The organism is Streptomyces sp. AC627_RSS907, assembly GCF_019049165.1.
Genome location: NZ_JAGMUE010000211.1, coordinates 1,368 through 15,428, shown reverse-complemented (window position 1 = coordinate 15,428; position 14,061 = coordinate 1,368). Strand labels below are relative to the sequence as shown.

General features: G+C 73.7%; 9 protein-coding genes and 2 pseudogenes. 7 read left to right on the top strand and 4 right to left on the bottom strand.

Features of this window, described 5'->3' with window-relative positions; all coding sequences use genetic code 11:
- Positions 1-381: pseudogene (locus KUM32_RS32280) on the bottom strand (lipase); the annotation flags it as partial.
- Positions 382-869: 488 nt separating this feature from the next.
- Here KUM32_RS32280 and KUM32_RS32275 point away from each other — a divergent pair.
- Complete coding sequence (locus KUM32_RS32275; protein ID WP_055418278.1) at positions 870-1,286, top strand: cobalamin B12-binding domain-containing protein; 417 nt, start codon at positions 870-872, stop codon at positions 1,284-1,286.
- A 324-nt stretch (positions 1,287-1,610) separates the two neighbouring features.
- On the opposite strand, the gene KUM32_RS32270 is transcribed toward KUM32_RS32275, so the two are convergent.
- Both KUM32_RS32270 and KUM32_RS32265 read right to left on the bottom strand, forming a co-directional pair.
- A complete protein-coding gene (locus KUM32_RS32270; protein WP_217145491.1) occupies positions 1,611-3,236 on the bottom strand; it encodes a DUF5691 domain-containing protein in 1,626 nt (541 codons plus the stop codon).
- A 244-nt stretch (positions 3,237-3,480) separates the two neighbouring features.
- Positions 3,481-4,833, bottom strand: a complete 1,353-nt coding sequence (locus KUM32_RS32265) for an SWIM zinc finger family protein (protein WP_217145490.1) — start codon at positions 4,831-4,833, stop codon at positions 3,481-3,483.
- 132 nt (positions 4,834-4,965) lie between these two features.
- On the opposite strand from KUM32_RS32265, the gene KUM32_RS32260 reads away from it, so the two are divergent.
- The 5 genes from KUM32_RS32260 (at position 4,966) to sucD (ending at position 12,510) form a co-directional block, all read left to right on the top strand.
- Positions 4,966-6,105, top strand: coding sequence for an AAA family ATPase (locus KUM32_RS32260; RefSeq protein ID WP_217145489.1), 1,140 nt, complete (start codon positions 4,966-4,968; stop codon positions 6,103-6,105).
- A gap of 114 nt (positions 6,106-6,219) precedes the next feature.
- Positions 6,220-8,811: a DUF5682 family protein gene (locus KUM32_RS32255; protein WP_308408773.1), complete on the top strand. Its 2,592-nt coding sequence runs from the start codon at positions 6,220-6,222 to the stop codon at positions 8,809-8,811.
- Positions 8,812-8,837: 26 nt separating this feature from the next.
- Positions 8,838-10,007, top strand: coding sequence for a VWA domain-containing protein (locus KUM32_RS32250; RefSeq protein ID WP_217145488.1), 1,170 nt, complete (start codon positions 8,838-8,840; stop codon positions 10,005-10,007).
- Positions 10,008-10,415: 408 nt separating this feature from the next.
- Positions 10,416-11,597, top strand: a complete 1,182-nt coding sequence (gene sucC, locus KUM32_RS32245) for an ADP-forming succinate--CoA ligase subunit beta (RefSeq protein ID WP_217145487.1) — start codon at positions 10,416-10,418, stop codon at positions 11,595-11,597.
- Positions 11,598-11,625: 28 nt separating this feature from the next.
- Complete coding sequence (gene sucD / locus KUM32_RS32240) at positions 11,626-12,510, top strand: succinate--CoA ligase subunit alpha (RefSeq protein ID WP_217145486.1); 885 nt, start codon at positions 11,626-11,628, stop codon at positions 12,508-12,510.
- Positions 12,511-12,622: 112 nt separating this feature from the next.
- Here the strand turns inward: sucD and KUM32_RS32235 are convergent, their stop codons facing one another.
- The gene (locus KUM32_RS32235; protein ID WP_308408772.1) at positions 12,623-13,714 is read right to left on the bottom strand and encodes a sigma factor-like helix-turn-helix DNA-binding protein; all 1,092 of its coding nucleotides are present in this window, start codon (positions 13,712-13,714) and stop codon (positions 12,623-12,625) included.
- Positions 13,715-13,822: 108 nt separating this feature from the next.
- Here KUM32_RS32235 and KUM32_RS32230 point away from each other — a divergent pair.
- Positions 13,823-14,061: pseudogene (locus KUM32_RS32230) on the top strand (hypothetical protein); the annotation flags it as partial.

Here is a 14,061-nt window from a genome sequence, read left to right as displayed (position 1 = left end):
GTTCAGTGACTCGACCTGGTGGCGGCCGTGCTGGGCCAGGCTGCGGCGCAGGAAGAGGAAGACCGAGCGGTTGTCGATGAAGCCGTGCAGCAGGACGACCGGGGGGCTGGTGCGGGTCGGCAGCCGGGGGGCGGGAGGGGTGGGGTGCGGTTCCTGGGAGTCCGTCGGCGGGAGGGCGGAAATGGGCCGGCGCTCCTGGACGATCCCCGAGGGGTAGAGGAGGAGGTGCCCGGCGAGGATCGCGACCTCCAGGGCGGTCGCCTTCAGGAGGGTCAGGGAGAGCCCCGTCAGTCGGGCCGGGAGTCCCGGCAGTCCCGGAATTCCCGGCAGGAGACGCTGACAGAGCGGGAGAAGGGGCAGTGCTGCCGTGGTGACCTTCATGGGCCGACCTCCTGTCGGCACGCGCGGGGACGCCTCTGTCCCCCGTGTGCCCTCTTTGGAGGGCCGTGACACCAGTGATTGGTGATGTTTGTGAGGTTTAAACCGGACAGACGTGCCGTATCAGTACTTCGGTGCCCTGCGATGCCCGTGTGCGGCGCGGGGCCCGCCGCTGCCCGGTCCTGCCCTCGCTGCGGCTCTCCGTGCGCGTGTTGCCGCCGCGCCCTGGCGCGGTGCGCGGCGGACATGTCCCACCGTGTGATTTCCCCCTCTGTATCCACCGCGAAACTGCCGGTTGCGGGATGCTGGAGATAACGTTCGTTCACTTCCCCGGGGCGATGTGGTGAGGGTGTCCGTGCAGCGAAGGCGAGCGCTTTACGCACTTCGTGCGCGATGTGTGTCTATGTCGGCCGTGCCCCCTGTGTACGGCGTCGGTGAAGTGTGCGGTACTTGTCGGTACGGATGGATGTAGTCGCTTCATGGAGGCAGTGATGGGTGTGGCAGCCGGTCCGATCCGCGTGGTGGTGGCCAAGCCGGGGCTCGACGGCCACGATCGCGGGGCCAAGGTGATCGCGCGGGCCCTGCGCGACGCCGGTATGGAGGTCATCTACACCGGGCTCCACCAGACACCCGAGCAGATCGTGGACACCGCGATCCAGGAGGACGCCGACGCCATCGGGCTGTCCATCCTCTCCGGGGCGCACAACACGCTCTTCGCCGCCGTGATCGAGCTGCTCAGGGAGCGCGACGCGGCGGACATCCTGGTCTTCGGCGGCGGGATCATCCCCGAGGCGGACATCGCCCCGCTGAAGGAGAAGGGCGTCGCGGAGATCTTCACGCCCGGTGCGACGACGGCGTCGATCGTGGACTGGGTACGGGCCAACGTGCGGGAACCGGCGGAGGCGTAGTCACCCGTTCGGTGACGGTGCGGCCGCCGGGCTGTCGTCGCGGCCGCCGGGCTGTCGTCTCAGCGTCTCAGTCGTCTCAGCGTCTCAGTCGCTCTCCGTCGTCGGGGTTGGGGGCGGTGCCGACGCCGACGGCTCGGAGTGGTCGCGAGCGTGGGCGTGTGCGTGGGCGACGGCTCGTGGCGGGCGTGGGCGTTGACTGTTGCGCACAGCCCGCCACGACGGGTCGTGCGGCCCTGCGCTCCCCGCCGCCCCTGCCGGGCGTGCGGCCCTGCGCTCCCCGCCGCCCCTGCCGGGCGAGCGGCCCGGGGAGTCGCGGCGCGTACCTCAGTGATCCGCCTCCAGCTCCTCGGCCATCGCCGCGCGCAACCGCAACGTCGTGACGAGGCGCTGGAACGCCTCCGCCCAGTACCCCGCGGCCCCCGGTGACGCGTCCTCCGGTTCCTCCGGTATCGCCAGCAGGCCGTCGAGGCGGGCCGCCTCCGAGGGGTCGAGGCAGCGTTCGGCCAGGCCCATGACGCCGCTGAAGCTCCACGGGTAGCTCCCGGCGTCGCGGGCGATGTTGAGCGCGTCGACCACCGCCCGTCCGAGCGGCGGAGCCCACGGCACCCCGCACATGCCGAGCAGCTGGAACGCCTCGGACAGACCGTGCGTCGCGATGAACCCGGCGACCCACTCGGCCCGTTCACCGGCGTCCAGCGTGCCGAGCAGTTTGGCCCGCTCGGCCAGGGACACCGCGCCCGGACCCCCGGCCTCGGGCGCCGTGGGCACCCCCAGCAGGGCTCTCGCCCAGGCAGCGTCCCGCTGCCGTACCGCGGCGCGGCACCAGGCCGCGTGCAGCTCGCCCTGCCAGTCGTCCGCCACCGGGAGGGCCACGATCTGCTCGGGGGTGCGTCCGCCGAACCGCGCGGACCAGGTCCCCAGTGGCGCGGCCTCCGCCAACTGGCCGAACCACCAGGACCGTGCACCGCGCCCCGCGGGCGGTGCGGCCACGACGCCGTCCCGTTCCATGTCCGCGTCGCACTCATGGGGTGCTTCGACGGTGATCGCCGGTGGGTCCAGGGCGCGGTCGAGCGACACGCAGGTCATGGTGCGCGCCGCCATCCGCGCGGCGAGCGCCGAGTCCGGGAGGGCCGACAACAGCTCCGCCGCCGTCGCCCGTACGTTGCGGCTGCGGTCGGCCAGCGTCCGTTCCAGGAACGGTTCGTCCGCCGGCCCCAGCCCCGTCCGCAGTGAGTCGAGGAGCATCAGCCGGTCCTCGGCCCGCTCTGTCGCCCACGTCGAGACCAGCAGCTCGCGGGCGGCGTCGGGGTCGCGGGCGCGCAGGGACGTCAGCAGAGCGACCCGCTCGGCGAACAGGCCCTCCTCCCAGAGCTTCCGCACCCGCTCCCCGGCGCCCGGGCCGGGCAGCGCGGGACCCCCGCCCGGCGTCGCGCGCAGCGCGAACCGCCAGTCCGGGTTGAGCCGGGCCAGCCAGAGGGCGCGGGGCCCGGCGAACGTCAACGCGGCCGGCCGCAGGTCCGTGCGCCCCCGTGCCGCGTCCAGCAGAGCCGGCAGCGCTTCGGGCGGTGCCGCGAAACCGCGGGCGTTCGCCGCAGCCAGCCACTGGGGCAGCAACTCCACCAGATCGGGCGCGCTGCCTCTGCGGCCTCCGCCCGCCGCGCCGGGGCGGTCGGTGAGCAGCATCATGAGCCGGCGGGCCGCCGCGCCCGGCAACGGCGGGCGGGGATCCTCGGGGGCCGGCTCCGGACGCCGGGCCGCGTGGGCCGGGCGCAGTCCCGCGCGCCGGCGAACGGTCTCGGCGGCCGCCATGTCCAGCAGCGCGGTCGCCGCGCCCGGGCCGGGCTCGCAGCCCGGGGGAGTGCGCCGCTCCGTGCCGAGCAGCGCCACGGTGACGAGTTCCTCCCAGTCGCCCGGGGCGGGCGCGTCGGTGAAAGCGGGCGTCCTGGTCATGTGTTTCCTTTCCGTCCCTGCCGTTTCGCCGGTTCTCTGCGCTCTGCCGGCCGGTTCGCCTTCTCTCGGCGGCCTCCGTACCCGTCGACCGCTGCTCGCTCTGCCGACTGCCGTTCGCTCCGGCGACCGCCGCCGTTCCGGCAGTCCCCGCTGTTCCGTGAGCCCGGCGGCTCCGGCGGTCCCTGCGGCTCCGGCGGTACTCTGCGCTCCGGCGCCGCTTCCCTGCCGCGTTCCGCCGGGCGGGTCAGCACAGCGGCACCGCCGGGCCGGGTCCGGTCGGCCAGGCGGTCAGCGGGGTGAAGCCGCGGTGGCCGCACTCGCCGAAGACCTTGACGGGCGCGCCACCCGACAGCGCGACCAGCCGCCACAGCCCCGGGCGGTTGCCGGCCGCCGGGGTGAGCGGCAGCGCCGTGTCCCCGTCGGCGTCCGCCAGCTGCCAGGAGTCACCGTCCGGCACCGGCACGGCCCGCTCCAGGGTCACCGGCACCGACTCGAGCCACGGGTCGTCCCGGAGGGCCTGGCCGTACCGCACGGCCGCCTGGGACACCGCCACCCCCTTCGGGCGTATCTCCGCGGGCGCGGGCGGCGCGAACTGTTTCCCGAGGGCCGCTCGCTGCTGACCGGCGCCCGGATACGACGACACCTCCGCCTCCAGGGTGAGCCCCACGGGCAGTGCCAACTCCGGAGCACGGCCCGCCGCCCCGAAGGAGAGGAGCAGCGCGGTGCGGTCCGTCTCCGCGCCGTACAGCCAGACGCGCCGGGTCGTCAGCCGTGCGTCCGCCGTGTCGTGCTGGGAGAGGACCAGCCAGCGGTCCCGCACCGGGGGGCCGTCCGCGGACGCGGCCAGGCCGACACGTGAGCGGACCGTCGCCGCCAGTGCGTCCGGCAGCCGCTCACGGCGCAGCCAGCCCTGGTCGAGGAGATGGAGAAGGGCACACTCCTCCAGCAGCCGGACCGGCCAGCCGGGGCCGGACGACGGTATGGCCCCCAACTCCCTCACCCGCGAGGCCAGACCCGGTGCCTGGGCGTCGACCATGCGGGCCGCCGTCTCCTCCCACAGCCCGTAACCGGACTGCTCCGCGCCGGCCAGGCCGCCGCGCAGGAGGTCCGCGAGCCGCTGCTCCAGCTCCGTCGCGCCCGCGGTGATCCGCTCGGCCCGTCGCTCCGCCCGGCGCCGCGCCGCCTCCGGATCACTCGGCCCGGCGGCGGAGCCGGTCGGGTCCGCCACCCCCTTCTCCCGCGCCCGCTCACGTCGTCCCGTGATCCACCGCTCCGCCCAGTCCGGCGCCTTCGCGTCCCGCTCCGCACCGTCTCCGCCCGCCCAGAGCAGCAGCAGTCCGAGCGCGTGCTTGCACGGAAACTTACGGCTTGGGCAACTGCACTTGTACGCGGGCCCGGACGCGTCCGCGACGTCGACGACCGTCTGATACGGCTTGCTGCCGCTGCCCCTGCACAGTCCCCACACCGCCCCCTCGTCGAAACCCACCCCGGACCACGGCCCGGCCGTGCCGAGTTTGCTCCCGGCTTTGCGCGACGCGGCGTCAGGCGCCAGCGCCAGCACCTGGTCCGCGGTCCAGCGCACCCCCTGCTGAGTCATGCCATCGAAGGTAGGTCCTCCCACTGACAATCGACCGAGAGCAGGAGTTTATGCAGGTCAGAGCGATTGTCAGTGGTGTGGTGCACCGTGGACACCAGATCGAACCGGCCGAGCTGGAGGGGGAATCAGCCCATGCCTGTGTCCGTAACACCGACATCCGTCGACCCGAGCGGGAGCGGGTCCGCGCCCGACACGGAGGCGTTGCGGCCGCACGCCGAGCACGCCTTCGCGGGCGAGCTGGCCGCGCTGGCAGCGCAGGACGACCGTGCGCGCCCGGCCCGCTGGAAGCTGTCGCCGTGGGCCGTCGCCACGTACCTGCTCGGCGGCACCCTGCCCGACGGCACGGTGATCACCCCGAAGTACGTGGGCCCGCGCCGTGTCGTCGAGGTCGCCGTCACCACGCTCGCCACCGACCGCGCCCTGCTCCTGCTCGGCGTGCCCGGCACCGCGAAGACCTGGGTGTCCGAGCATCTCGCCGCCGCCGTGAGCGGTGACTCGACCCTGCTGGTGCAGGGCACGGCGGGCACACCGGAGGAGGCGATCCGCTACGGCTGGAACTACGCGCGACTGCTGGCCCACGGCCCCAGCCGGGATGCCCTCGTGCCCAGCCCGGTCATGCGGGCGATGGCGGAGGGGACGACGGCCCGGGTGGAGGAACTGACCCGCATCCCGGCGGACGTGCAGGACAGTCTCATCACCATCCTGTCGGAGAAGACCCTGCCGATACCGGAACTCGGGCAGGAGGTGCAGGCGGTCCGCGGCTTCAACCTGATCGCCACCGCCAACGACCGCGATCGCGGGGTCAACGACCTGTCCAGCGCCCTGCGCCGCCGTTTCAACACCGTGGTGCTGCCGCTGCCGGAGAGTGCCGAGGCCGAGGTCGACATCGTCTCGCGCCGCGTCGACCAGATCGGCCGCTCCCTCGAACTGCCGGCCGCGCCCGACGGCATCGACGAGATCCGCAGGGTCGTCACCGTCTTCCGCGAGTTGCGTGACGGGCTGACGTCCGACGGGCGGACGAAGGTGAAGTCGCCCAGCGGCACGCTGTCGACGGCCGAGGCCATCTCCGTCGTCACCAACGGCCTGGCACTGGCCGCCCACTTCGGGGACGGGGTGCTGCGGCCGGGCGACGTCGCCGCGGGCATCGTCGGCGCCGTCGTCCGCGACCCGGCCGCCGACCGCGTCGTCTGGCAGGAGTACCTGGAGACGGTCGTCCGCGAGCGCGACGGCTGGGCGGACTTCTACCGGGCCTGCCGGGAGGTGACGGTGTGAACGGCGTGCGGACGCGAGAGCGGTCGGCGATGACGTTCCGGGCCGGTGTGCCGGCGGCCGGCGCGACGGTGGAGGACGACGACTCGACCTGGTCCCGTAGGCGAGGGGGACGGTGTGACGGGCGCTGACAGGGCCGCGGGCGACCGGCCCGGCGGGTCGGGCGGCGGGCCGCTCCTGCTCGGAGTGCGCCATCACGGGCCGGGGTCGGCACGGGCGGTCCGGGCGGCCCTGGATGCGGCCCGGCCGGGGGTCGTGCTGATCGAGGGACCGCCCGAGGCCGATGCCCTGATCCCGTTGGCCGCCGACGAGGACATGCGGCCACCGGTCGCGCTCCTGGCCCACGCCGTGGACGAGCCCGGTCGCTCGGCGTTCTGGCCGCTGGCCGACTTCTCCCCGGAGTGGGTGGCCATCCGCTGGGCCCTGGAGCACGACGTCCCGGCCCGCTTCATCGACCTCCCGGCCGCGCACACCCTGGCGTGGCGGGCACCGGAGCGGGAGCCGGAGCCGGGGGAGGCGGACGCGCCCGGTGCCGCCCGCCCCGACGTCCGGGTGGATCCGCTCGCCGCCCTCGCCGAGGCCGCCGGATACGAGGATGCGGAGCGCTGGTGGGAGGACGCGGTCGAGCACCGGGGCACGGGAGCGGGGGACGCGTTCGCGCCGTTCCTGGCGCTGGAGGAGGCGATGGGGGCGCTGCGGGAGACGGAGGAGAGCGGCGGGCGCGACCGGGACCTCGTACGGGAGGCGTACATGCGGCTCCAGGTACGGGCGGCGCGGCGCGAGTCCGCCCGGGGCGTGGCCGTGGTCTGCGGGGCCTGGCACGTGCCCGCGCTGCGGCGCGGGGGCGCCGTCGCAGCCGACCGGGCGCTGCTGAAGGGGCTGCCCAAGGTCAAGGTGGAGCTGACCTGGGTGCCGTGGACCCACCGCAGGCTGTCCCGGGCCAGTGGATACGGGGCGGGCATCGACTCGCCGGGTTGGTACGCACACCTGTTCGGCGTGCCGGACCGGCCCGTGGAGCGGTGGCTGACCAAGGTGGCCGGGCTGCTGCGGGAGGAGGACCGGCTCGTCTCCTCGGCGCACGTGATCGAGGCGGTGCGGCTGGCCGAGAGCCTCGCGGTGATGCGCGGTCGTCCGCTGCCCGGGCTGAGCGAGACGACGGACGCCGTACGGGCGGTGATGTGCGAGGGCTCGGACGTGCCGCTGGCGCTCGTGCACGATCGGCTGGTGGTGGGGGACGTCCTGGGGGATGTGCCGCCGGGGGCACCCGCGGTCCCGTTGCAGCGGGACCTCGACCGGACCCAGCGGCGGCTGCGGCTCAAGCCGGAGGCGCGGGAGCGGGAGCTGGAGCTGGACCTGCGCAAGGAGACCGACGCCGGGCGGAGCAGACTGCTGCACCGGCTGCGGCTGCTCGGCATCGGCTGGGGCGAGCCGGCCGCTTCGCGGGGCGGCACGGGCACCTTCCGGGAGACGTGGAGGCTGCGGTGGGAGCCGGAGCTGGCGGTGCGGGTCGCCGAGGCCGGGGTATGGGGCACCACCGTGCTCGCCGCCGCCACCGCCAGGGCCGAGGCGGACGCCGTCACCGCGCAGGGCCTCGCCGACGTGACCGCGCTCGCCGAACGCTGTCTGCTGGCCGGGCTGCCGGACACGCTGCCCACGGTGATGCGGGTCCTCGCCGACCGCGCGGCGCTCGACACCGACGTCGGCCACCTCGCCCAGGCCCTGCCGGCCCTGGTCCGCTCCCTGCGCTACGGCGACGTGCGCGGCACCGACACCGGCGCGCTGGCCGAGGTGGCCGCGGGCCTCGCCGAGCGGGTCTTCGTCGGCCTGCCTCCCGCCTGTGCCGCGCTGGACGCCGACGCGGCCGAGGAGATGCGCCGGCACCTGGACGCCGTGCACGGGGCGGTGGGCCTGCTCGGCGACGCCCCCGCGCCGGGCCACGGCGGCCTGCGCGCCCGCTGGGAGGCCGTGCTGCGGACCCTGTCCGCGCGGGACACCGTGCCCGGCGTCATCCGGGGGCGTGCCGTACGGCTCCTGCTGGACGACGGGAAGCTGGCACCGGACGAGGCGGCGCGACTCATGGGCCTGGTGCTGTCCCCGGGGACGCCGCCGCCGGACGCGGCGGCCTGGATCGAGGGCTTCCTCGGCGGCGGCTCCGGCGGCGGCATGCTGCTCCTTCACGACGAGCGGCTGCTCGCCCTGGTGGACTCCTGGCTGACCGGGGTACCGGCGGAGGCGTTCACGGACGTGCTGCCGCTGCTGCGGCGCACCTTCTCGGCGTACGAGCCGGGGGTGCGCCGAGGCCTCGGCGAGCTGGTCCGGCGCGGACCGGAGCGGCGGGCGAGCGTGACGGCGGCCGGTTCCGGCCCACCCGGTTTCGCGCCCGGGCTCGACACCGAGCGCGCCGACGCCGTACTGCCGGTGGTCCGGCTGCTGCTGGGCCTGGGCACGGCGGGCACGGCGGACGCGGCGGACGTGACGGGCACGGCGGACGTGACGGGCGCGGCGGACGCGGCGGGCACGGCGGACGTGGCGGACGTGACGGGCACGGCGGACGCGGCGGACGTGACGGGCACGGCGGGCGCGGCGGGCACGGCGGACGCGACGGGCGCGTCGAGCACGGCGAACGCGCGTGCGCGGACCGCCGGAGGACCGGGCGCGGGCCCAGGTCCGGGCCTGGACGACAACGACCTCGTGGGGGTGGACGCGTGACGGAACGACCTCGTGGGGAGGGAGGCATGACGGCCGGGACGGCGGTCGCCGACACCGCACAGGAACGACTGCGGCGGTGGCGGCTCGTGCTCGGCGGTGACGCGGCCGACGGCACCGGGTGCGTGCTCTCCGGTCAGGACGCCGCCATGGACGGAGCGCTCACCGCGCTCTACGGAAAGGGGGACGGACCACGGGCGGGGCGGGACCGTTCGGCGGGGCTCGGCGCCTCCGCGCCGGCCGTGGCGCGCTGGCTGGGCGACATACGGACCTACTTCCCCTCCTCCGTCGTGCAGGTCATGCAGCGGGACGCCATCGACCGGCTCGGCCTCGCCGGTCTCCTGCTGGAGCCGGAGATGCTCGAGGCGGTGGAGGCCGACGTGCACCTGGTCGGCACGTTGCTGTCGCTCAACAAGGCGATGCCGGAGACGACGAAGGAGACGGCGCGGGCCGTCGTGCGCAAGGTCGTCGAGGACCTGGAGAAGCGGCTCGCCACCCGCACCCGCGCCACCCTCACCGGTGCCCTCGACCGCAGTGCCCGGGTCAGCCGGCCCCGACACCACGACATCGACTGGAACCGCACGATCGCGGCCAACCTGAAGCACTACCTGCCCGAGCACCGGACGATCGTGCCCGAGCGGCTCATCGGGTACGGACGGGCGTCCCAGTCCGTGAAGAAGGAGGTCATCCTCTGCATCGACCAGTCGGGGTCGATGGCGGCGTCCGTCGTGTACGCCTCGGTGTTCGGCGCGGTGCTGGCGTCCATGCGGTCGATCGCCACCCGGCTCGTCGTGTTCGACACGGCGGTCGTCGACCTCACCGACCAGCTGGCCGATCCGGTCGACGTGCTCTTCGGCACCCAGCTCGGCGGCGGTACGGACATCAACCGGGCGCTGGCGTACTGCCAGTCGCAGATCACCCGGCCCGCCGAAACAGTGGTCGTGCTGATCAGCGACCTGTACGAGGGAGGCATACGGAACGAGATGCTCAAGCGGGTCGCGGCGATGAAGTCGGCGGGGGTGCGGTTCGTGACGCTGCTGGCCCTGTCCGACGAGGGGGCGCCCGCGTACGACCGGGAGCACGCGGCGGCGCTCGCCGCGCTGGACGCGCCGGCCTTCGCCTGTACGCCCGACCTGTTCCCGGAGGTGATGGCGGCGGCGATCGAGAAGCGGCCTCTGCCCCTACCGGACGCCGGTTGACGTCGTGTCGGTCCGCGGTGGCCGGACTCCTGCCGGAAACCGGCGCCGCGGGGAGACAGACGGGCCTCACCAGGTCAACCCCGGCCCGGTGAGGCCCTTGTCTCCCCGCGGCCGCGGAGTCCGTGCCCCGGCCCCGCCTCCGCGTATCCCGCGCAGGCGCCCAGGTCAGCTCCTCACACCCGGCACCGCGTGCCAGTGAGCGAGGCATCATGTGACAGGTATCACCGCTCGGGTGTGACCCGTGATTTAGAGACCCCCGGCAAGCGGCGATAACCTGCGAGACGGACATGCCGCGCGCTCGGACACCGTGTGCGCCCCCCTTGTGACTCACAGCGGACGTCACGTTGCCCTTCGCGGCACGCCCACGCATCCAACGAACCGCGAGATCACTGATAGGGACGGAAGCGCGTGGACCTGTTCGAGTACCAGGCGAGGGACCTCTTCGCCAAGCACGATGTACCGGTGCTGGCCGGTGAAGTCATCGACACGCCTGAGGCGGCGCGCGAGATCACCGAGCGTCTGGGCGGCAAGTCCGTCGTCAAGGCGCAGGTGAAGGTCGGTGGTCGCGGCAAGGCCGGTGGCGTGAAGCTGGCCGCCTCCGCGGACGAGGCCGTCGCCCGGGCGACGGACATCCTCGGCATGGACATCAAGGGCCACACGGTCCACAAGGTGATGATCGCCGAGACCGCCCCGGAGATCGTCGAGGAGTACTACGTCTCCTTCCTCCTCGACCGTGCCAACCGCACCTTCCTCTCCATCGCCTCCGTCGAGGGCGGCATGGAGATCGAGGAGGTGGCGGCCACCCGTCCGGAGGCCGTCGCCAAGACCCCGATCGACGCGATCGACGGCGTGACGCCCGAGAAGGCCCGCGAGATCGTCGAGGCCGCGAAGTTCCCGGCCGAGGTCGCCGACAAGGTCGCCGACATCCTGGTCAAGCTGTGGGACACCTTCATCAAGGAGGACGCCCTCCTGGTCGAGGTCAACCCGCTGGCCAAGGTCGCCTCCGGCGACGTCATCGCCCTCGACGGCAAGGTGTCGCTGGACGACAACGCCGAGTTCCGTCACCCCGACTTCGAGGCCCTCCACGACAAGGCCGCGGCCAACCCGCTCGAGGCCGCCGCCAAGGAGAAGAACCTCAACTACGTCAAGCTCGACGGCGAGGTCGGCATCATCGGCAACGGCGCGGGTCTCGTCATGAGCACCCTGGACGTCGTCGCGTACGCCGGTGAGAAGCACGGCAACGTCAAGCCCGCCAACTTCCTGGACATCGGTGGCGGCGCCTCCGCCCAGGTGATGGCGAACGGCCTGGAGATCATCCTCGGCGACCCGGACGTCCGCTCCGTGTTCGTCAACGTCTTCGGCGGCATCACCGCCTGCGACGAGGTCGCCAACGGCATCGTCCAGGCGCTGAAGCTCCTGGAGGACCGGGGCGAGAAGGTCGAGAAGCCGCTCGTCGTCCGCCTCGACGGCAACAACGCCGAGCTGGGCCGCAAGATCCTCACCGACGCCAACCACCCGCTGGTCCAGCGCGTCGACACCATGGACGGCGCGGCCGACAAGGCCGCCGAGCTGGCTCACGCCGCCAAGTAAGCACCTAGGACGAGGACACCAACACACCATGGCTATCTGGCTCAACAAGGACAGCAAGGTCATCGTCCAGGGCATGACCGGCGCCACCGGCATGAAGCACACCAAGCTCATGCTCGGCGACGGCACCAACGTCGTGGGCGGCGTGAACCCGCGCAAGGCGGGTCAGTCCGTGGACTTCGACGGCAACGAGGTACCGGTCTTCGGCACCGTCAAGGAGGCCATCGAGAAGACCGGCGCCGACGTCTCCGTCATCTTCGTGCCGGAGAAGTTCACCAAGGACGCCGTCGTCGAGGCCATCGACGCCGAGATCCCGCTGGCCGTCGTCATCACCGAGGGCATCGCCGTGCACGACTCGGCCGCCTTCTGGTCGTACGCCGGCAAGAAGGGCAACAAGACCCGGATCATCGGCCCGAACTGCCCCGGCATCATCACCCCGGGCCAGTCCAACGTCGGCATCATCCCGGGCGACATCACCAAGCCGGGCCGCATCGGCCTGGTCTCGAAGTCCGGCACGCTGACGTACCAGATGATGTACGAGCTGCGTGACATCGGCTTCTCGACCGCCGTCGGCATCGGTGGCGACCCGATCATCGGCACCACGCACATCGACGCGCTCGCCGCGTTCGAGGCCGACCCCGAGACCGACCTGATCGTCATGATCGGCGAGATCGGCGGCGACGCCGAGGAGCGTGCGGCCGACTTCATCAAGGCCAACGTGACCAAGCCGGTCGTGGGCTACGTCGCGGGCTTCACCGCGCCCGAGGGCAAGACCATGGGCCACGCCGGCGCCATCGTCTCCGGCTCGTCCGGCACCGCCCAGGCGAAGAAGGAGGCCCTGGAGGCCGCCGGCGTCAAGGTCGGCAAGACGCCGACCGAGACGGCGAAGCTCGCCCGCGCCATCCTGGGTCACTGACCCCGGCCGGCTGAGCGTCTTTCCCGCACCGAGTGGGCCCACCTCCTGACCGGGGGCGGGCCCACTCGGCGTACCGGCCCACCGGGCGCCGGGCCCACGGGTGTGCCGCGCCTCATCCGGCCACCGGCACCAGTCGCTCCGGCCCGTCCTGCAACTGGTCCCGCAGCTTCTGCCGCAGCTTCAGCTGCCTGTCTGACAGCGGCCCGGGCGCGACCCGGGGCGGCACCCCGCGCACCGTCTCCCCCGGCGCCACGGGCGGTTCGTAGTGGGTGGGGGCGGAGCGCAGGGTCAGGGCCGTCGTCCCGATGAAGGCGACCGTGAACGCGATCGCCGCCCGGGTCAGGAACCGTGCCCGGCGTTCGCTGCCGGCCCGCACTGTCGACGGCCCGGCCGCCCGCAGACGCTCGGCCGACGCCAGCTCCGCCAGCCGCCGGTGCAGCACCTGTGGGTCGGCCAGCTCGGGCAGCCGGCCGGCGACGGCCTCGCGGGCACGCAGGAGCCGGTTGGCCGCGGCCGGCGTGCTCGCCTCCGTCTCCGCGGCCGTCTCGGGCAGGTCCAGGCCCACGCCGTCGTACAGCACGAGCGTGCGGCGGTGCGGTGGGGGGAGCCGGAGCAGGGCGTCCAGCAGGGTGCGGTGGGAGGGGTCGGCGGGCGGCGGCTCCGGGGGCCGGTGGCGCAGGCGGAACCGGTGCCAGGGCGAGAGCGCGTACTCGTAAGCCGCCGCCCGTACCCAGCCCACCGGGTCGCGGTCGCGGGCCACCTCGGGCCAGCGCTCCCAGGCGCGCTGGAAGGCCCGCTCCACCGACTCGCGCGCCAGCTCGCGACGGCCGGTCAGCAGATAGGCCTGCCGTACGAGGGCGGGGGCCCCGAACGCGTACAGCGCGTCGAAGGCCTGGGCGGGCGTCGACGCGGCCGGTTCGGGCGCCGTTCCCCGCCCCTCGCCCAGCGGTGCAGCGGGCAGTACGAGGCTGTCGGCGGCCTCCACAGAGGCGTTGGCGGGGCGGGGACCGACGGTCACGACGACGGGTACCGGCGCCGGTTCGTCCGGCGGCGTCGGTGGCGTGCCCGTGCCCGTGCCCGTGTCCGACTCCGATTCCGTTTCCGCCCCTGCCCCCGTGCCCGCCCCCGCCTGCTCCCGCCGCGCGCGCCACGCCGTCGTGTCCTCCGCGCACGCCTCCCGTCGCCGCCCGCGGTGCCGCGTCACGCGGCTCCCCTTCGTACAAAAAGATCCATAAAAAGATACATAAACGTATATTGGGCGACACAACGGAACTTCGCCCGTTACACCGGTAAAGCGCGTGTCGTTGGCAGCATGGCGGGCGTGATGCCGATGACCGCCCGCCGAGCCCCGTTGTCCCTGCTGCGCAACCGGTGGCGCGACCGGTCGCCCGGGCTGTCCGCCGGTCTGATGGGCGGGGCGGTCGCGGCGGGACTGGGACTCGCCTCGTGCGCCGTGCTCGTGACGGTGCTGTGGATCGGCTCGCCGTACCCCGACAACGGGCCCGGCGGCGCCCTGCGCGTCGCCGCGTCGCTGTGGCTGCTGGCGCACGG